This is a genomic window from Phaeovulum sp. W22_SRMD_FR3, assembly GCF_052113705.1.
In the GTDB taxonomy this organism is placed as follows: Bacteria; Pseudomonadota; Alphaproteobacteria; order Rhodobacterales; family Rhodobacteraceae; genus JBGQOG01.
In genome coordinates, this window is the sequence record NZ_JBGQOG010000014.1 from 82,387 (window position 1) to 101,104 (window position 18,718).

17 protein-coding genes, 1 tRNA gene and 1 pseudogene are annotated in these 18,718 nt (G+C 64.1%); 9 read left to right on the forward strand and 10 right to left on the reverse strand.

Annotation, left to right across the window (positions count from 1 at the left end):
• Nucleotides 1–75: 75 nt before the first annotated feature.
• Nucleotides 76–165, reverse strand: a tRNA-Ser gene (locus ACEN2S_RS16380).
• A gap of 673 nt (nucleotides 166–838) precedes the next feature.
• On the opposite strand from ACEN2S_RS16380, the pseudogene ACEN2S_RS16385 reads away from it, so the two are divergent.
• Both ACEN2S_RS16385 and ACEN2S_RS16390 read left to right on the forward strand, forming a co-directional pair.
• Nucleotides 839–1,505 (forward strand): annotated as a pseudogene (locus ACEN2S_RS16385) (IS110 family transposase); the annotation flags it as partial.
• 580 nt (nucleotides 1,506–2,085) lie between these two features.
• Entirely contained in the window at nucleotides 2,086–3,105 is a 1,020-nt protein-coding gene (locus ACEN2S_RS16390; RefSeq protein ID WP_441867845.1) for a DegT/DnrJ/EryC1/StrS family aminotransferase, read from the forward strand.
• Here ACEN2S_RS16390 and ACEN2S_RS16395 read toward each other — a convergent pair.
• From ACEN2S_RS16395 to ychF, 6 genes are all read right to left on the reverse strand, one after another.
• On the reverse strand, nucleotides 3,100–3,750 hold the full coding sequence (locus ACEN2S_RS16395) for an acetyltransferase (protein WP_441867847.1): 651 nt from the start codon (nucleotides 3,748–3,750) through the stop codon (nucleotides 3,100–3,102). The two genes, ACEN2S_RS16390 and ACEN2S_RS16395, sit on opposite strands and share 6 nt — an antisense overlap.
• Before the next feature lie 55 nt (nucleotides 3,751–3,805).
• The gene (locus ACEN2S_RS16400) at nucleotides 3,806–4,726 is read right to left on the reverse strand and encodes a hypothetical protein (protein ID WP_441867849.1); all 921 of its coding nucleotides are present in this window, start codon (nucleotides 4,724–4,726) and stop codon (nucleotides 3,806–3,808) included.
• A 200-nt stretch (nucleotides 4,727–4,926) separates the two neighbouring features.
• Nucleotides 4,927–5,184, reverse strand: a complete 258-nt coding sequence (locus ACEN2S_RS16405) for a hypothetical protein (protein ID WP_441867851.1) — start codon at nucleotides 5,182–5,184, stop codon at nucleotides 4,927–4,929.
• A gap of 307 nt (nucleotides 5,185–5,491) precedes the next feature.
• Nucleotides 5,492–7,015, reverse strand: coding sequence for a multicopper oxidase family protein (locus tag ACEN2S_RS16410; RefSeq protein ID WP_441867853.1), 1,524 nt, complete (start codon nucleotides 7,013–7,015; stop codon nucleotides 5,492–5,494).
• A 54-nt stretch (nucleotides 7,016–7,069) separates the two neighbouring features.
• Nucleotides 7,070–7,423 (reverse strand): hypothetical protein, encoded by a 354-nt coding sequence (locus tag ACEN2S_RS16415; protein WP_441867855.1) that lies wholly within the window; start codon nucleotides 7,421–7,423, stop codon nucleotides 7,070–7,072.
• 342 nt (nucleotides 7,424–7,765) lie between these two features.
• Entirely contained in the window at nucleotides 7,766–8,863 is a 1,098-nt protein-coding gene (gene ychF, locus ACEN2S_RS16420) for a redox-regulated ATPase YchF (protein WP_441867857.1), read from the reverse strand.
• A gap of 270 nt (nucleotides 8,864–9,133) precedes the next feature.
• Here ychF and trpA point away from each other — a divergent pair, with 270 nt between their 5' ends.
• Nucleotides 9,134–9,925 carry a tryptophan synthase subunit alpha gene (gene trpA / locus ACEN2S_RS16425; RefSeq protein ID WP_441867859.1) on the forward strand — a complete coding sequence of 264 codons (792 nt, stop codon included), beginning with the start codon at nucleotides 9,134–9,136 and terminating at the stop codon, nucleotides 9,923–9,925.
• Between the two features lie 223 nt (nucleotides 9,926–10,148).
• Nucleotides 10,149–11,312: an alpha-hydroxy acid oxidase gene (locus ACEN2S_RS16430; RefSeq protein WP_441867861.1), complete on the forward strand. Its 1,164-nt coding sequence runs from the start codon at nucleotides 10,149–10,151 to the stop codon at nucleotides 11,310–11,312.
• 15 nt (nucleotides 11,313–11,327) lie between these two features.
• On the opposite strand, the gene ACEN2S_RS16435 is transcribed toward ACEN2S_RS16430, so the two are convergent.
• Complete coding sequence (locus ACEN2S_RS16435) at nucleotides 11,328–12,464, reverse strand: MFS transporter (protein WP_441867863.1); 1,137 nt, start codon at nucleotides 12,462–12,464, stop codon at nucleotides 11,328–11,330.
• Between the two features lie 324 nt (nucleotides 12,465–12,788).
• Between ACEN2S_RS16435 and ACEN2S_RS16440 the strand changes: the two genes are divergently transcribed.
• Nucleotides 12,789–13,400 carry a 50S ribosomal protein L25/general stress protein Ctc gene (locus tag ACEN2S_RS16440; RefSeq protein ID WP_441867865.1) on the forward strand — a complete coding sequence of 204 codons (612 nt, stop codon included), beginning with the start codon at nucleotides 12,789–12,791 and terminating at the stop codon, nucleotides 13,398–13,400.
• 301 nt (nucleotides 13,401–13,701) lie between these two features.
• Nucleotides 13,702–14,430: an aminoacyl-tRNA hydrolase gene (gene pth, locus ACEN2S_RS16445; protein WP_441867867.1), complete on the forward strand. Its 729-nt coding sequence runs from the start codon at nucleotides 13,702–13,704 to the stop codon at nucleotides 14,428–14,430.
• 221 nt (nucleotides 14,431–14,651) lie between these two features.
• On the opposite strand, the gene irrA is transcribed toward pth, so the two are convergent.
• A complete protein-coding gene (gene irrA / locus ACEN2S_RS16450) occupies nucleotides 14,652–15,074 on the reverse strand; it encodes an iron response transcriptional regulator IrrA (protein ID WP_441867869.1) in 423 nt (140 codons plus the stop codon).
• Nucleotides 15,075–15,305: 231 nt separating this feature from the next.
• Between irrA and fabA the strand changes: the two genes are divergently transcribed.
• Genes fabA through ACEN2S_RS16465 form a run of 3 tightly spaced genes read left to right on the forward strand, consistent with a single transcriptional unit; the run spans nucleotide 15,306 to nucleotide 17,866 of the window.
• Nucleotides 15,306–15,815, forward strand: a complete 510-nt coding sequence (fabA, locus tag ACEN2S_RS16455) for a bifunctional 3-hydroxydecanoyl-ACP dehydratase/trans-2-decenoyl-ACP isomerase (protein ID WP_441867871.1) — start codon at nucleotides 15,306–15,308, stop codon at nucleotides 15,813–15,815.
• Nucleotides 15,816–15,840: 25 nt separating this feature from the next.
• Nucleotides 15,841–17,070 carry a beta-ketoacyl-ACP synthase I gene (gene fabB / locus ACEN2S_RS16460; RefSeq protein ID WP_441867873.1) on the forward strand — a complete coding sequence of 410 codons (1,230 nt, stop codon included), beginning with the start codon at nucleotides 15,841–15,843 and terminating at the stop codon, nucleotides 17,068–17,070.
• 7 nt (nucleotides 17,071–17,077) lie between these two features.
• On the forward strand, nucleotides 17,078–17,866 hold the full coding sequence (locus tag ACEN2S_RS16465) for an enoyl-ACP reductase FabI (RefSeq protein WP_441867875.1): 789 nt from the start codon (nucleotides 17,078–17,080) through the stop codon (nucleotides 17,864–17,866).
• A 95-nt stretch (nucleotides 17,867–17,961) separates the two neighbouring features.
• Here the strand turns inward: ACEN2S_RS16465 and ACEN2S_RS16470 are convergent, their stop codons facing one another.
• On the reverse strand, nucleotides 17,962–18,657 hold the full coding sequence (locus ACEN2S_RS16470) for a DUF7662 domain-containing protein (RefSeq protein WP_441867877.1): 696 nt from the start codon (nucleotides 18,655–18,657) through the stop codon (nucleotides 17,962–17,964).
• Nucleotides 18,658–18,718 lie beyond the last annotated feature (61 nt).

The window sequence follows — 18,718 nt, forward strand, 5'->3', positions numbered from 1 at the left end:
GTCCCTGCAAACCCCTTTGTCACATAAAGAAAAAGGCCCCGCGAGGGACCTGTTTTCGGGTTTGCAATGTGCAAGTGGCGGAGCGGAAGGGATTCGAACCCTCGAGACGGTTCCCCGTCTGCACCCTTAGCAGGGGTGTGCCTTCGACCACTCGGCCACCGCTCCGCTGAGCGGTATATTCGGCAAGGTATCGGAAAACAAGCTGTATTCTGGAAAAAGTTCGGCCGCAGCAGTAACCCACAATTTTACTGAGATGTCGGAGACTTAGGCTCGCAATCCCCATCGAAGTCAGCACCATGCGGCGCGACTTGCGGTCTGCGCTGCCTGCCTCTCCGCCTCGCATTCTCAGCGAGGTTCCCCTGTGCCGGATTGCTGCGCGCCTAACGCAGCAGGCACTGCGGCAACTCATCAAAAAGGAGCAACAGAACGTCCTCTGGAACAGAGCTTTGGATGCGCGCCACATCATTATGGCGAAAATTATGTGAGCAAACCCAAGGACGAAGGTACTGCAACTTTGCTTGGCGACGCACCTCAGTTCTCGATCAGACCATTGCCATCAGCGGCTGGTTACACAGGGGGGAGCGCGGCGTTCGGCGAAACAACATGCGAGGCCATATCATGTCAGCCGTCGGCGGATTGGGCACCACTGCGCTGCCCCCGCGAAATCTCTCTGCGTGATGTAAGTTCTGTGCCAATGAGACCTGTCGTCTCACGTTATGAACGTGCCCGTTACCGAGATGCCGCAACGGGGCCTGCGTCGCGATCCACCCGATACCGTTGCAAAATGGCGGGTAAGCTGGCGCCAGTCCCGTATCGGATCCATAGGGAAGACTGCGGGATGAGACCGTGTATCGGATTGGTTGTGTCGCGGGCAAAAACCGCGATCTGCGTGATCCGCGAACAGGGCAGATTGTGAGGAAGGCGCAGGCAGCCAGCGCGCCTGAGGCGCTTTTGGACAGGATTGGGGGGCCAGATGGCGCGGTGGCGGCCATCGGTTTCGAGGCAGACCCGCTCTCACACCGGTTGCACCACGGCCTCTCAATCGCGGGTCCGGATGTCGTGCGGATGGAGACGCGGCAGCTCAAAGGTGCCCTGATCGCCATGCCGATCAACACGGATCGTCGTGACGCCGAAGGCATCGCCCGCCTGCTTCACCTCGGCTGGTTTCGGCCTGTTCACGGCAAATCGGTCTCGGCGCAAGAGGTCGGCGCCGTGCCTGCGGCGCGCAAGACCGTCCCGCAAGGCATGATCGCCCTGGAAATGCGACTGCGCGGGCTGCTGCGAAACTTCGGGCTCACGGGGGGCGCCCTATCCCGCGGCAGGTTCGGCCTTCGCATCCGAGAACTGCCACGGGCAATCCCATGCGTGGCTCTACGACAGAACCGATGCGCCGGGCGCGGGCATGCTGGCGGCAAGACCTGCCGGGACCGGAGCGCCGTGTCCGCCACTTGGCTCAGGATGACCTGCGATGCCGCCGGCTGTTGTCTGTGCCCGGGATCGGCGCGCCGCCGTGGCGCAACGCGCGCCATGCTCGCCCTGGCCAGGCGCATCGGGGTGATTCTTCACCGAATGGGGGGTGAGGACACCGCCTTCCGGTCCGGCATCGCAGGCCGCATGCGGCCTGACGACCCGAGCTACCACCCGTTCCTGCCGAAACGCAGGCTTCCGAGGTTCCCCCGGGACGCGGTTCCGATGAGGCGGTGGTCAGGATTGTTGCCCGCAACACGAAGCACGCCAGTGAGATGGGCACATCGGCATTGCATGGAACCGGCATCATCTTGGCAGCCCCCGCGCTGACCACGGACCGAAGCATGCAGCCGGGGTGATCTCGGCCAAAGGCGGCAGTGACAGCAGGACGGTCTGGAAAGAACAGATGTTCAGATCCGCACCCCGGCGGCCGATCTCGCATGCACAAAACCCCTTGATCGGGGCGGTCCCGTTTCCGAGGTCTGGTGCCGAGGAAAAGTCCGCTCGCTGCGCCGTTCTGCGATAAGATTCAGGCTTGGGTGGCACGCTGTGAATATTGATGGCCTCGCTGCATCGAACCGACTAATAGGTTTGGAGCCTTACAAAGAGCGCTCGACAATGATCAAATTTGTGAACCAAAAATCTCCCAATATGCACCGCGTTGCGACCTTGCTTGAGCTGTGCGCGGCGCAAAACATCTGGGCGAACAGAGGGCCGTTGTACACGCTCCTTGAAGAAAATTACGCGGCGCATTTTGGGCTGGACAGCGCTTGCAAAGTGACCCCCTGCGCCAATGCCGGGATCGCTTTGGAGGCCATGGCCAAGCTGCTCTCCTTGCGCGAGGGTCGCACGCTTAAATGGGCAGGCTCGGCCTTCAGCTTTCAGAATTTGGGGCGCGGGTATTTTGCAGATATGGCGCTGGTCGATTGCACCCGACAGGGGCTCTTGGATATGGACGCTGTGCGGGCCCTGCCGCCGGACAGCTTTGATGGCATCATCGTGGTCAACCCGTTTGGCCTTTTTCAGGACTTCGCCGAGTACATCGCCTTCGCGCGTGAAACCGGAAAGTTCCTGCTGATCGACAATGCGGCAGGCATCAGCCGCACCATGCCAGATTGGCCGTGGCAGGCGCTCAGCCTGCACCATACCAAGCCCTATGGAATGGGCGAAGGTGGCTTGGCGCTGACACCGGCCGATGCAGCTGAAGACTTTTATGGCCTGCTCAACTATGGCCCCGCACCGAAAGACCCGGCCTGCTGGCTCAATAACGGTAAGATTTCGGACATCGCCTGCGCCTTTTTGATCGAGCGTCTGGAGACGGTTTCGGAATGGGAGCCCCTGTATCTTGAACAGGCGGAACGCGTGCACCGGATCGCAACCGGCCTTGGCCTCGCGCCGCTGCGTCCCTTCGGCCCGGCAGCACCGGCGATGAGCTGGGGTTACCTCGGACCTCAGGAAATCCCGCTTGAGCGGATCACGCAGGCCCGGCATCTGACCTTCGGCAAGTATTACAAGCCTCTTGCGGATTTGCCGCAGACGCGGGCGCTTTACGCGCATCTGGTGAACATCCCGACACATCCGGATGTCGCGCAGCTGTCCGATGGCATGCTCGAGGACGAGATCGCGCGTCTGCTATGAACGGTCCGCGCCGGTTTTGATGATTTTGGCGGGCACGCCGACAGCAGTACAATGGGGCGGCAATGTGCGGACGACCGCCGCCCCGGCACCGATGACGGCGCCTTCGCCAATGGCAACGCCTTGAATGACCGTCACGCCCGTGCCGATGTCGACCCCCTCCCCCAAGGCGACATAGCCCGAAATATTCGCGCCGGGGCTGATCGTCGAATAGGCGCCAAGAACAGCGTCATGGCCGACGGTTGCGCAGAGGTTGATGTGGACATGTGCCGCGACGGTAATGTCGGTGGTCAAACAGGCCCCCGCACAGATCAGCACCCCTTCAGCGAGGTCGACCTGCGCGCCGATCCAGGCGCGTGGATGCACCAATACCGGGAAAGCATGGCCGAGCGCGCCCATCCGTTCGGCAATACGTCGCCGGACGGCAGGTGCACCGATCGCAATCGCAAGATCGGCACGCGTACCGCGCTCAATCCGTGCGACATCATCCACCACGGGTAGCCCATGCACCGTCTCAGGATGCGCAATGCCGGGATCGACCACAAAGCCGATGCAGTTCCACTGCGGCACCTGCGCATTCAGCGCATGAATGATCTGCAACACCTCGCGCCCGAATCCGCCGCATCCGTAAATGGCAATGTCCCGCACTCGCCCGCTCCGTATTGAATGAAAGTCTTACCCAGTGATCCGCCCGGTGTGCGGCCTAGCCGAAACGTGCCTGAAGCGTCGCGAGGAAATGCACAACCATGTCTGTCTCGCGCTCTTTGGCGGCATGCATATCCGCGATCAGCTGCCCACGCGTCGCGCGTGCCCAATCGATCTCATCCTCGCCATAGGCCACGCCATGCTTGAGCTCAAAGCCCGCGCGCCACGCCTGAGCGCTTAGCCCTGGCTGCGGGATAACCACCGGCAAACAGCCACAGAGCGCCGCGTAATAGGCATACATCGTATAGGGGTCATGGCAATAAAAGATCTCAGTTGCATTGAATATCTCGGCCATCTCAGCATGGCTTTTGCCATCCAGCAAAATGGCCGGGTCGGGTTTCGGGATCTGTTCTGCCGTATTGGTGCCCTTGCGGATCATCCGACAGGAACCGCTTCTCGGGCGCCCCAGATCACGGTAGATATCGTCACGCAGCCACCGCAACTGCAACAATCTGTCGGCAGTAACGCTCTCAATGCCTTCCGCAAAAGCCTCTTGGTAAAAGAAAATCTCTTCGCCGATCCCGATCTTGGTGCCCGCACGTAAAAATCCCGGCCGGTGAAGCAGCCATCGCGCCACCCGCGGCGATTGCAGGGGATTTCCCGCAATGGTTTCGGCATAGACGATGATCGCCTCCCCCAGAAGCTTCTCCGGTGCCAGCGGCACGTCCATTGACGGATGGGTTTGAAAGCGTGCTTGTCGGCGGCGCTGGTTCCAGCGTTTAATTCTTCGGATCCAAGCGGACCTGGTTTCGGCATAGTCCTTGGAGTTTTGATAGGCATATGCATCAGCGCCCAGCGCACGCAGCCGGTCAACAAGCGCGTGAAGCACAATCACACCACCGCTGTTCTCATCGAAAGTGCTGCACATCACGACGATTGGTCGCTTGGGCAAAAGGACGGATGCGCTTTCGGGGGTCATATGATCTCTCTGGGGCACGGTGTCGCGAGCGTCTCGACCTTGGTTGTACGCATGTCGTCGGTGGACAGGAAGCATCCTTTTGCGGAGTCACTCGCACGGCCCATAGTCGTCCCGTAAAGGGGCAGATACCTGCTGCGAGAAGACGGCACAAAGCAGGTATCTGACGTGACCGGAAAGCATGCCAGATCGACCGAACGCAATCAGGGCGAAACCGCTAAATGCACGGTGCGCGGCCCGGTCTTGGTCGTCTCCAGCGCCAGTTTGTCAGCCAATACCTCGCTCCGGCCCAGCTGCAGGATTTCGCCGGAGCGGCAGCCGGTCAGCGGGATCAAGCGGATCGTATCCGCAGCGTCGCGATGCTGCGGCGTTGCGCTGTCGAGGGTCTTGCCCAGTGCCGTGATCTGCGCGGCAGAGAGCAAGCGGCCAGTTGCCGTCGGTTGCGGCGGATCGGCGCGCAAGGGTTGGGCATCGTGCGTGGCACGAGGTTTTGACGCGGGCGAAATTGAGCTTTGTGACCAGCAACCCCAGCGCCTGATTGGCACCGCCGGGACGGCGGCGCGAAGAGCGGTAACCACTCGGCAATCTCCGGCGTGGTGAGCTGCTCGACAAGCGGCTTGCCAAAGGCAGGACGCAGCTGAGCCGCCGCACCGGTCTTGGATCTGCTGCAGACAGCCCCGGCCCGGGCCATCGCCCGCGGGCCGCGCGGCCCGCGAGGTTGGTAACATGGGCGAAGGCAGAGGCTGCCCCCTGCCCCCGCGAGCAGGCTCAGGCGCTGACAGCCAGTTCGGTCATCATGCCCGTGGCCAAATGGCCCATGTGGTGGCAATGCAGCATCCAGGGCGCAGGCTCACCCGCGTCGAATGCGACGGTGACGCTGCCCATCGCGGGCACATGCACCGTGTCGCGCACGGCCCCGGCAAACCGCGCGCCCCCCACCGCAACCACCTGAAACACATGCCCATGCAGATGCATCGGATGCGCCATCATCGACATGTTGTGGAACATCAGCTCAACCCGTTCGCCGCTTTTGGCGGCAACCGGCTGGCGGTTCTCCCAGACCTGTCCGTTGATCGTCCACCGATAGGGCTGCATGCCGCCCTCCAGCATCACCATCTGCGCGTTCGTCGCCGCCCGCTCTGGCAGCGGGGCGAGCGCGCGCAACTGACGCTCTTGCGCCATGTCCCCCGAGACCGGCGGATGCGCCGCATCCGAAAGCCCGGCGAGCCGCAGCACCGGCGCGCCACGCGGTGCCAACAGGATGCCGGTGCGCTCGCGCGCGCCTTCGCGCAGGGCCAGAACCGGCAGCACCCCCCCATCTGCGGGCAGGTCAACCTCGATGTCCAGCCGCTGCGCCGGGGCCACGGAAAAGCGGCTTCCCGGGACCGGCACCACCGCCTCACCATCAACCGCCACCAGACGCGCGGCAGCCGTGCCGGTGTCAATCCAGAACGCCGTCATCGCCGCGCCATTGACCACCCGCAGGCGCACGCGTCCGCCGCGTTCAACCACGACCACCTCCGGATCGTCGAGCGTGCGGTCATTGGCCAGATAGGCGTCGAAATTGAGGTCGTTCAGATCCATGACCATGCCGCCGGTCATCAGTCCGCCCATACCTGGCATCTCATGCTGACCAGACATCCCCGCCGGATCCGGCCTGCCATGCATCGCATGCCCGCCGGGCATTGCGGCCATGCCCCCTGCCCCAAGACCCGCCGAGGGCGCGGCATGGTTCATCGTGCTGTGATCCATCGCGGCACCATGGGTCAGACCGGCCAAAATTTCCTCCGGCGTGCGGAAGGAGAAGTCGTGCAAGAACATCACCACCTCCTGCCGGTCCTCGGTCAGATCCTCGGGACGGCGCACGATCAGCGGGGCGGCCAACAGCCCGATCTCATGCACGGGAATATGGCTGTGCATCCAGAACGTGCCCGGCCGCGCGTCAAAATCATAGGCGCGCGTTTCGCCCGGTTTCAGCATCGGGTTGGTGTTGGGCACGCCATCCTGCGCATTGGGCGGGATCTGGCCATGCCAATGGATGATGGTCTCTCTGTCCAGCGCATTGGTCAGATCGGTGCGAAACCGCTGGCCGGGGTCAAGCGTCAGGCCCAGACCGCCCCCCGCATTGACCAGCCCCATGACCGTGGCGGCGCGCCCGGCCACCTCAATCACGCGGGTGGTGGCGGTCAGGGCAAAGCGATCGGTGGCGGCGCGGGCGCGGGCCGGCACCATCCAGGCCGCGGTTGCAGCCGAAGAAGCGGCCAAAAAGCCGCGACGGGTGAATGTCGTCATCATGATCTCCGTGACTTTTGAGGGAAACAGCGCCGGGGCGCCGGGTTCACAGAGTCACGGGCGCGGCGGCTGTCCCTCGGGCTCGGGGCTCAAGGAGAGCGCCGCGCGCGCGGACACCGGCGCGACCGCGCGCGCCGCCCGCATCACCCGCGGCGTCACCCGCGGCGGGACCGGCGCCATCGCCAACCCCAGACAATGCGCGCGGCAGCCCGCCTCATGCGCGGGATCCGTCACCGGACCGCCGCCGGTATGATCTGCACAATCGTCAGCGGTTGCGGCTGTCATCATCCCGGCGTGCTGCGTCGCGCCGCCCGCCACGGCAGATGCGAAACTGCTTGCGGGCACGGCAAAGGCCACCGCGACGGCGGTCAGCAGCAGCGTACGAAGGAAAGCAAGCAGCAGGGTCATGGCAGCAGCTTAGCCCGCGGCGATCAGCCTGTCACCTGACGTTGCGTTGACCATAACGGCAACGGCCCCAGCTATGCGCAGGGGCATCCGGCGATTGCCCCGATGAGCCGCGGGGCACAGGGGACAGGGCACAGGGGACAGGGCACAGGGGACACGGTGCGCGCGACACAAGTAGATGCGGGCGCAGCAGCCTGTGGCCGCCCGGGGTTGCCGAAAACAACCCACGAAGTTCGGGACGGCCCTAAAGCAAGGGCGCCCCCGCATGTCGCGGCAGCGCCCCAAATCGAATCTGCGTGCCCTGACGGGCAAGGCCATCGGCCAGGCTGTCAGGCTGTCAGGCTGTCAGGCGTTGAACAGGAAATGCAGAACGTCGCCGTCCTTGACCAGATAGGTCTTGCCCTCAACGCGGAATTTGCCCGCCTCTTTCGCGCCGCTCTCACCTTTATAGGTGATGTAATCCTCATAGGCGACGGTCTCGGCGCGGATGAAGCCACGCTCGAAATCACCGTGGATCACCCCCGCCGCCTGCGGTGCCAGCGTGCCCTCGCCGATGGTCCAGGCGCGCGCCTCTTTCGGGCCGACGGTGAAATAGGTCTGCAGCCCCAGCAGGGCATAGCCCGCGCGGATCAGACGGTCGAGACCGGCCTCTTCCAGACCCATTTCGCCCAGAAACATCTCGGCCTCTTCGGCGTCGAGCTGGCTGATCTCTTCTTCGATCTTCGCCGAAATCACCACCGAACCGGCGCCCTGTGCCGCCGCCATCTCGGCCACGCGGGCCGACTGGCTGTTGCCGGTGGCCGCCGAGCTTTCCTCGACATTGCAGACAAAGAGCACCGGTTTCGCGGTCAGCAGTTGCAGCATGTCCCAGGATTTGGCGTCGTCTTCCGCCACTTTCACCGTGCGCGCGGGCTTGCCCGCTTCCAGCACCGCCAGCGCTTGCTTGAGCAGACGTTCCTGCGCCGCCGCCTCCTTGTCGCCGCCCTTCAGCTTGCGCTGCAGGTTGGCGATGCGCTTTTCGATGCTCTCCATATCGGCGATCATCAGCTCGGTCTCGATGGTCTCGGCATCGGCCAGGGGATCAACGCGGCCCTCAACATGGGTCACATCGCCGTCTTCAAAGCAGCGCAGCACATGGGCGATGGCGTCGCATTCGCGGATATTGGCCAGAAACTGGTTGCCCAGCCCCTCGCCTTTCGAGGCGCCCTTCACCAGACCGGCGATGTCGACAAAGGTCATCCGCGTCGGGATGATCTGCTTGGAGCCTGCGATTTCCGCCAGCTTGTCCAGACGGTTGTCGGGCACCGCCACCTCGCCCACATTCGGCTCAATCGTGCAGAAGGGGAAGTTGGCGGCCTGCGCGGCAGCCGTCTTGGTCAATGCGTTGAAGAGCGTGGATTTGCCGACGTTCGGCAGACCGACGATACCCATCTTGAAACCCATGCTCTCTCTCCTGCGCTGAATCTTCGGCGCTTCATAGGCGGGGGGGCGCTGCAAGGCAAGCTGGAGGCTGTGGGTACAGGCATTTTCGCGGCAATCCGGCAGGCGGGGGCGCCGTCGACAGGCGCATCGCGGGCGATCCACGACCCAACATTGCGCGCGGGCGACATCTTTCCCGCTCCCGCCCGGAAGCCGGGCCGAAAACCGCAGCCGGGCATTGATTTTCCGCCCCTCATCGCGCACACCGCTATTGGATTTGCCAAAGGGGACGCCATGACTCGCATCGACGCGAAATTCGCCGCACTGAAAGCCGAAGGCAAAAAGGCCTTTGTCGCCTATATCATGGCGGGCGACCCCGATCTGGACACCTCGCTGGCGGTGATGCAGGGATTGCCCGCGGCGGGCGTCGATATCATCGAGCTGGGCATGCCCTTCACCGATCCGATGGCCGATGGTCAGACGATCCAGCTGGCCGGTCAGCGCGCGCTCGACGGCGGCCAGACCCTGCAAAAAACCCTCGATATGGCGGCTGAATTCCGCAAATCCGACGACACCACCCCGATCGTGATGATGGGCTATTACAATCCGATCTATTCGCGCGGCGTGGAGAAGTTTCTGGCCGATGCCAAGGCCGCCGGGATCGACGGGCTGATCGTGGTCGATCTGCCGCCCGAGGAAGACAGTGAGCTGTGCCTGCCCGCGCAGGCCGCCGGGCTGAACTTCATCCGGTTGGCGACGCCCACCACCGACGACAAGCGCCTGCCGAAGGTGCTGCAGAACACCTCCGGCTTTGTCTATTACGTCTCGGTCACCGGCATCACCGGTGCCGCCGCCGCGCAGGCGGGCGAGGTTGGACCGGAAGTGGCGCGGATCAAGGCCTCGACCGATCTGCCGGTCATCGTCGGCTTTGGCATCAACACGCCGGAAGCCGCTGAAACCATCGCAAGCGTCGCGGATGGCTGCGTTGTGGGCTCGGCCATCGTCAAGCTGATCGGCGAGGGACGCGCCCCGGCCGAGGTGCTGGGCCGGGTGGCCGAGCTGGCGGCGGGCGCGCATCGCGGCTGAGGTATCGCGGACTGAAGGCGCATGGGCTGAAGGCGCATGGGCTGAAAGGAAGAGGGGGCGCTGCCCCCGCCCTGCGGGCTCCCCCGAGGTATTTGGACCAAGAAGAATGCAAAAGCGGGCCTGCGGGCCTGCTTTTTCGTTCCGGGGGATTTTTCCTTGCCGGAAAAGCGCGACATTGGTAATGGATCCTAACCAATTTTGAGATTTCGTCGGGAGGGACCGGATGGCTGTGATCACCTGCATCGAGGATCTGAAGCGGATCCATAAGCGCCGGGCACCGAAAATGTTCTACGATTACGCGGAATCGGGCAGCTATACCGAGCAGACCTTTCGCGAGAACAGTTCGGATTTCGCGCAGATCCGGTTGCGCCAGAAGGTGGCGGTGGACATGTCCGGACGCTCGACCGCGACGGAGATGATCAGCCAGAAAGTGACGATGCCGGTGGCGCTGGCGCCGGTCGGGCTGACCGGCATGCAATGCGCGGATGGCGAGATCAAGGCGGCGCGGGCGGCAGAGGCCTTTGGGGTGCCGTTCACCTTGTCGACCATGTCGATCTGCTCGATCGAGGATGTGGCAACCCATACCAAGGCGCCGTTCTGGTTCCAGCTTTATGTGATGCGCGACGAGGATTTCGTGGATGCGATCATCGAGCGGGCGAAAAAGGCGGGCTGTTCGGCGCTGGTGCTGACGCTGGATCTGCAGATCCTCGGGCAGCGGCACAAGGATCTGAAGAACGGCCTCTCGGCGCCGCCGAAATTCACGCTGCCGGTGCTGTTGGATCTGGCGACGAAATGGCGCTGGGGGCTGGAGATGCTCGGCACGCCGCGACGCAGTTTTGGCAATATCGTCGGCCATGCCAAGGGGGTGGGGGATACCTCGAGCCTGATGAGCTGGACCGCCGAGCAGTTCGACCCGCAGCTTGACTGGAACAAGATCGCGCGGATCCGCGAAAAATGGGGCGGCAAGCTGATCCTGAAGGGCATTCTGGATGCCGAAGATGCGCGGATGGCGGCAGATTTCGGCGCGGATGCGATCATCGTCTCGAACCATGGCGGGCGGCAGCTGGATGGTGCGCTCTCGGCGATCCGCATATTGCCCGAGATTGTGGCGGCGGTGGGTGACCGGATCGAGATCCACATGGACAGCGGCATCCGCTCGGGTCAGGACGTGCTGAAGGCGCTGGCCCTCGGGGCGAAAAGCACCTTTATCGGCCGCGCTTTCATCTATGGGCTGGGCGCGATGGGGCAAGAGGGCGTCAAACGCGCGCTGGAGGTGATCCACAAGGAGCTGGACATCACCATGGCGCTGTGTGGCGAGCGGGATGTGAAGGATCTCGGGCGGCACAATGTGCTGCTGCCAGAAGGGTTCACCGGCCAGTATAAGTGAAGGTTTGGTGCGGCCTCAGCGCCGCACCAGCCACCACAGGCCGGGCAATATCGCGGCCAGCATCAGCGCGACGCCGACAAAGGCCCAGCGCAGCCCGACCGCTTCGGCCAGCAGCCCCATCGTGACCGGGCCGATGAAGAAACCGGCAAAGCCCAGCATCCAGGCCCGCGAAATCGCAAAGGCGCGTTGATCGGCGGCGACCGCCGCCCCCAGCAGGGTATTGGCCGACGGCACCACCACCGCAACCCCCAACCCGATCAGCGCCACCCCCAGCACCCCGACCTCCTGCACCGGGGCCAGCGCCAGTGTGAGCGCCCCGAGCACGCCGAGGCAGGCAGAATAGGCCACCAGCCGCGCGGATCCCAGCCGCAACGCCAGCGCCTGCCCCGCCATCCTGCCGATGCCCATCGTGATCCCCAGCATGGCGGGCCCAAAGGCACCCTCGCCCGGCGCACCGCCCAAGCTGCGCTCGATGTGCAGGACAGACCAGGTTTCGGTGGCGTTCTCGCTGATGAAGGCCGCGAACAGGATGGCCGCCGCGGGCAGAATGGCCCCCCAGGGGGACTGCGCCGCCGCCACCGGCGGTGCATCCGCCATCACGGGGTCTGCGCGGGTATAGGTCAGCGCCGCCAGGGCCAGCAGGACCAGTGCCAGCAACGGCAGAGCCGTCTCCGGCGGCCAGCCCGCATGTCGCGCCAGACCCATCGACGCCGCCGCCCCCGCAAAGCCAAAGGAAAACAACGCGTGGTTGAGGTTCATCAGCGGCAGGTTCAACCGCGCCTCATTCATCGAGATCCGCACATTCGACCCAATGTCCACAGAGGACATTGCCGCGCCCATGACCAGCATCCCCCCTGCCAGCGTGGCAAGGCTGGAGATGGCCAGAGGCGACAGCGCCGCCAGCGCCAGCACCAGCGTCGTGAGCGGCAAGAGCCAGCGCCCGAGGCCGCGGGCCAGCCGCGGGGCAAATGTCATCGCCGCGATGCCGCCCACGGCCGCGAGAATCAGCGCCTGCCCCAAGGCGGCATCCGAGACACCGGCCCGCAGTTTGTAAACGGGCAGATAGGCGACAAATCCCCCCCAGAACACGCCCACGGACACCAGGGCGGCGCCCGTCGCGCGTGATGCCTGCAAGCTTTGCCAAAACTGCATGAGATCCCCCTCCAAAGCGCTTTGAGCGCCGGTTACCGCTGGTATCACGGCCCCCAAAGGCCCGACAGCGCCAAAATATGGCCTAAGCCCTCAGGCTGGCGGGTTTTCGCGCGACGGTGTAACATTGCGTCATCTCTGCGGCCCCCCTGCCCCCGGCGCGCGCGACGGGGGTCTTGTGCGGGCAAATTGGCGCGCTTCCGGTGCCGCGGCACGGGCATTTGGCTAAGGGCTTTTCTTTTCGGGCAAACGCCGCTATAGCGACGCCCTTGCGGGCACGCACCCTTGGAGGGTGCCCGTCTAACATTTGGATTTTGGAGAAAACCAATGGCAAAAGAGATCGAAACTCTTGTCGCCGTGGCGCGTACGGGGACAGGCAAGGGGGCCGCTCGTCAAGCACGCCGCGAGGGCTTCGTGCCCGGCATCGTTTACGGCGACGGCAAAGAACCGCTGGCTGTCAACTTTGACTACAACAAGCTGCTGACCCGTCTGCGCAAAGGCCGCTTCCTGTCGACCCTGTTCAACCTGCAGGTCGAAGGTCAGGAAGACGTCCGCGTGATCTGCCGTGGCGTTCAGCGCGACGTCGTGAAAGACCTGCCGACCCACATCGACCTGATGCGTCTGCACCGTGCAAGCCGCGTGAACCTGTTCATTCACGTGACCTTTGAGAACCACGAAGCCTCGCCCGGCCTGAAGCGCGGCGGCACGCTGACCGTGGTGCGTCAGGAAGTCGAGCTGGAAGTTCTGGCAGGCGACATCCCGGATCACATCACCGTGGATCTGACCGGCAAGAACATCGGCGATGTCATCCACATCGAAGACATCCCGCTGCCGGAAGGCGCGAAGCCGACGATCGACCGGAACTTCGTCGTGGCCAACATCGCGGCGCCCTCGGGTCTGCGTTCGGCCGACAACGAAGACGAAGCGGCAGAAGCCTGATCTTTCGCCTTTGGTGAAGACCAGTGAACGCGGAGGGGCAACCTTCCGCGTTTTTTCATGCCTGCAACGGCGGGGGCGGCGGGCAATTCGCGGCCCCAGCCCCCAAGGCGGCGGGCTTTGCTGCGCGCGGGGCGGCGGGCAAGGCGCCGCAGCAGCCCCCTGCTTGCCAGACCTGTGCCCTGAGGATCGGGCCAGCGCCCTGCAGATCGGGCCGGCGCCAACACGGGTGGTTGAGCCTGCTGGCGCGGCCCCCTAGATTGCGCGCGACGAGATGGATGAAACGGCGGTTGAGGATCAGGCGATGCGTCTCTTTGTGGGGCTGGGCAATCCCGGCGCGAAATATGCGGGCAACCGGCACAACATCGGCTTTATGGCGATGGAGCGGATCGCGGCGGATCATGGCTTTGGCCCCTGGCGGGCGAAGTTTCAGGGGCTGGTCAGCGAGGGGATGCTGGGAGGCGAAAAGGTGCTGCTGCTGAAGCCCGGCACGTTCATGAACCTCTCGGGGCAATCGGTGGGCGAGGCGGTGCGGTTTCACAAGCTGACCCCCGCGGATGTGGTGGTGTTCCACGACGAGCTGGATCTGGCCCCCGGCAAATGCCGGGTGAAGGCGGGCGGCGGGCATGCGGGTCACAACGGGCTGCGCTCGATCCATCAGCATCTGGGTGAGGCCTATGGCCGGGTGCGGCTGGGGATCGGGCATCCGGGGCACAAGGACCGGGTGGCCGATTACGTGCTCTCGGATTTCGCCAAGGCCGAAGCGGAATGGCTGGACGATCTGCTGCGCGGCCTCTCGGATGGGGCGGCGAAACTGGCGGAAGGGGATGACGCGAAGTTTCTGAACGCGGTGGCGCTGCGCACCGCGCCGCCCCGTGCCTCCACCGGCACCCGGCCCGCGCCTGCGCCTTCGCCTTCGCCAGAGGCACCGCGCGCACCGGTTGAGAAAAAGCTCGCGAAACTGCCGGAGGCGGCACCGGCGGAAGATACCCGCTCGGCGCTGGAGAAACTGGCGGATCGGTTCAAGCGATAAGCGGCGGGCCCGGCACGCGCGGCGGAACGGGGGGCTGTCTGCCCCCCGGCGACGCGGTTTCCCCTCAATGGGGGGAAACGCGACGCTCCCCCCGAGGATATTTGCGATCAGGCAAAGGCGCGGGAGCGGAATCTCACAGGGCTTGCGGCCAGACTGCGGGCGCGCCCACCCCGCAGTCCCCACAGTTCGGAGACGCCCCGGCACGCATGAATGCGATCAGGTCAGAGGCGCTTCAGCCGGATCACCACATCCACGCGGGCGATGCTGGCCCCGGCGGGGGCTTTCGGCAGGCGCGCGATTTCCAGATCTTCGGCGGGGGCATCCGTCAGCTCGGAGCTGTCTTCCCAGAAGAAATGCGGGTGATCATCGGTGCGGGTATCGAAATACGACCGCGCGCCGTCCACGGTGATCTCATGCATCAGGCCCGCCTCGCAAAAGGCGCGCAACGTGTTGTAGACCGTGGCGAGAGAGACCGCTTCGCCCGCCTCGGCGGCGGCGGCATAAAGTCCCTCGGCCGTGACATGGCGGTTCATCCCGTCGCCCACCAACAAAGTGGCAAGGGACAGGCGTTGCCGCGTTGGCCGCAACTGGCCCTGCGCCAGCCATTGCTGCACCCGGTCGCCGGTTTCTGCGTTCTGCGTCATCTCTGTGTGATCCATAGGCTGAGTATATGCCGCGCGCGCCACGCTTTTCAATGCCCCTTGCCAGACGCCGGCCGCGGGCACGGCCCGGAATGCAGCCCGGATGCGCCGGGAATGCGCCCGGCGGCGGCCCTGCCCCGCGCGTCAAGGCTCCTGCCCCGCGGCCCTTGCTCTCGCGCGCCCGCCTCTGCTAGAGGGGGTGCCAATTACATGCCGAAACAAGGGGGCCGGTCGATGGCGGGGTATCCGACGAGCTTTGACAAGGAAGCGCTGCTGAAATGCGCACGGGGCGAATTGTTCGGCCCCGGCAATGCGCAGCTGCCAGCGCCGCCGATGCTGATGATGGACCGCATCACCGAGATTTCGGAAGATGGCGGCCTGCACGGCAAAGGCCATGTCGTGGCCGAATTCGACATCACCCCGGATCTGTGGTTCTTTGACTGCCACTTCCCCGGCAACCCGATCATGCCCGGCTGCCTTGGCCTGGATGGCCTGTGGCAGCTGACCGGCTTCAATCTGGGCTGGCGCGGCTGGCAGGGGCGCGGCTATGCTCTGGGCGTGGGCGAGGTCAAGCTGACCGGCATGGTCCGCCCGGACCGCAAGATGCTGACCTATAAGGTCGACTTCACCAAGGCCCTCTCGACCCGCCGCCTGACCATGGGCGTCGCCGACGGGATCGTCGAGGCTGATGGTGAAGTGATCTATATGGTCAAAGACATGAAGGTCGCGCTCTCCGAGAGCTGACCCCCCTAACGAACAGGAGGCCCCCATGCGGCGCGTCGTCATCACCGGTATGGGCATCATCTCGCCCATCGGCAATTCAGCCGAAGAAGTCACCGCCAGCCTCAAGGCAGGCCGGTCGGGCATTGTTGCCGCCCCCGAATATACCGAGCGCGGGTTCCGCAGCCAGGTGCACGGCATGCCGCAGATCGTGCTCGAGGACCATATCGACAAGCGCAACCTGCGCTTCATGGGGCCGGGTGCCGCCTATAACTTCCTGGCGATGGAACAGGCGATTGCCGATTCCGGGCTGGAGCCTTCGGATGTCTCGAATGAGCGCACCGGGCTGATCATGGGCTCGGGCGGCCCCTCCACCTCGAATTTCTTTGAGGCGCACCGGATCACCCTGGAAAAGGGCAGCCCGAAGCGGATGGGCCCCTTCATGGTCACCCGCTGCATGTCCTCGACCAATTCGGCCTGCCTTGCCACGCCGTTCAAGATCAAGGGCGTGAACTATTCGATCACCTCGGCCTGCTCGACCTCGGCGCATTGCGTCGGCAATGCCGCCGAGCTGATCCAGATGGGCAAGCAGGATGTGGTCTTTGCCGGTGGCGGCGAGGAACTCGACTGGACGCTGTCGTGTCTGTTCGATGCGATGGGCGCGATGTCGTCGAAATACAACGACGCGCCGGCGACCGCCTCGCGCCCCTATGACGCGACGCGCGACGGTTTCGTCATCGCGGGCGGCGGCGGTGTGCTGGTTCTGGAAGAGCTGGAGCATGCCAAGGCCCGGGGCGCGAAGATCTATGCCGAGCTGACCGGCTATGGCGCCACCTCCGACGGCTATGACATGGTCGCCCCCTCGGGTGAGGGCGGCGAGCGCGCGATGCGGCTGGCGATGTCCACGCTCGGCGAAGGCCGCCATGTGGACTACATCAACAGCCACGGCACCTCGACCCCGGTGGGCGATATCTCCGAGGTGGAAGCCGCGCGGCGGATCTTTGGCAAGGGCAACACCCCGCCGATTTCCTCGACGAAATCGCTGACCGGGCACAGCCTGGGCGCCACCGGCGTGCACGAGGCGATCTATTCGCTCCTGATGATGCAGCACCGCTTCATCGCCGCCTCGGCCAATGTCACCACGCTCGACCCGGCACTCGACCCGTCCGAGATCGTCACCACGATGCGCGATGGCGTCGATCTGGACACGGTTGTGTCGAACAGCTTTGGCTTCGGGGGTACCAATGCCTCCCTCGCCTTCTCCAAATTCAACGGGTGAGGGCGCGATGGCCGATCTGATGAAGGGCAAGCGCGGGCTCGTGATGGGCGTCGCGAATGAGCGCTCGATTGCCTGGGGCATCGCCAAGGCCCTGCATGCGGAGGGGGCCGAGCTTGCCTTTTCCTATCAGGGTGAGGCCTTTGGCAAACGGGTGGAGCCGCTGGCGGCCTCGGTCGGGGCCTCGCTGCTGGTCGATGTGGATGTGACCAATGACGAGAGCATGGATGCGGCCTTTGCGACGCTGAAGGACAGCTGGGGCAGCATCGACTTTCTGGTGCATGCCATTGCTTTCGCCGACAAGAACGAGCTGGCGGGCCGCTTCAGCAACACCAGCCGCGAGAATTTCGCGACGGCGCTGAACATCTCGTGCTTCAGCTTCATCGACGTGTCGCGCCGCGCCGCCGAGCTGATGCCGGAGGGCGGCAGTCTGATCACGCTGACCTATGGCGGCTCGAACCGGGTGACGCCGTTCTACAACGTGATGGGTGTGGCGAAGGCGGCGCTGGAGAGCTCGGTGCGCTATCTGGCCAATGACCTCGGGCCGCAAGGCATCCGGGTGAATGCGGTCAGCCCGGGCCCGATGAAGACACTGGCCGGTGCCGCCATCGGCGGCGCACGCAAGACTTTCCGCCATACCGAAGCCAACAGCCCCCTGCGCCAGAATGCGACGCTGGAGGCCGTGGGGGGTGCAGCGGTGTTCCTCGCCTCGGATTACGGCAATTGCACCACGGGCGAGATTGTCACCGTGGATTGCGGCTATCACGTGCTGGGGATGCCGCAGTCGGAAAACCTCTGAGTGTTGGGACATGGCCCTGTGGGGTTACGGAATGGGGCGCCTTCGGGCGCCCTTTTTGGTGAGGGGGGGGGGGAACTGGCAGCGCGGACGTTTGATCAGCGATTAAGTGACTCTATTTCGGTGGCGCCGTCTGCCACGATCGCAGCTTGCTCAAACAGCCTCCGGACCGCCTTGTCTGTGAAGTTGCTCTGATGAGCAAAACCGCCCAGCTGCAAGGTGCCAATCTTGGTGATGATATCCACCGCAATCTTGCCGAGATCCGCAAGATGGGCGATCATCAGTGCGTTCAGACGCAAATTCGTCGCCTGCGTCGAACCTGGGCGTCGATAAAAGCCAAAGCGTCTGTTCAAGTTCGCACTTTCGCCGATATAACAGCGAAACCCTTCCCCTCCTGAAAACCGGAAACGGTAGATGCCCGCATCTGTGGGTGCGTGCGGGAAGCACAGCACCCCCTCCTGAGAAAGAGTAATTTCTCCCGCGGCAACCCAACTTGCATCGAGCGAGGTCGCGATCGCGGCACCGAAGATCGCCGATGGCCGTGCCCCGACATCCCTCACGAAACTAACTTCTTCCATCTCCAGAGCAAGATCTTCCGTACGCCATCCAGCGTGCATCCAGGCAGCCGAATGCCGTTTGCCTCCCTCGTCGTTGTTTCCCCACCACGCTTGATATTTTCGGGCGCTCGCAGGCAAATCGCGGCCGATGATCTCTTCAATATCCACGAAACTCATCCTGACCTTGGTGACGCGGAGAGATGACAGGCGGTCGCGCAAGGGGTCGTAAATGCTCATTGAAACTCTCTTGATGTAAAACCAGCCAAGTCAGGGAAACACAACGCCGCAAGAATACCAA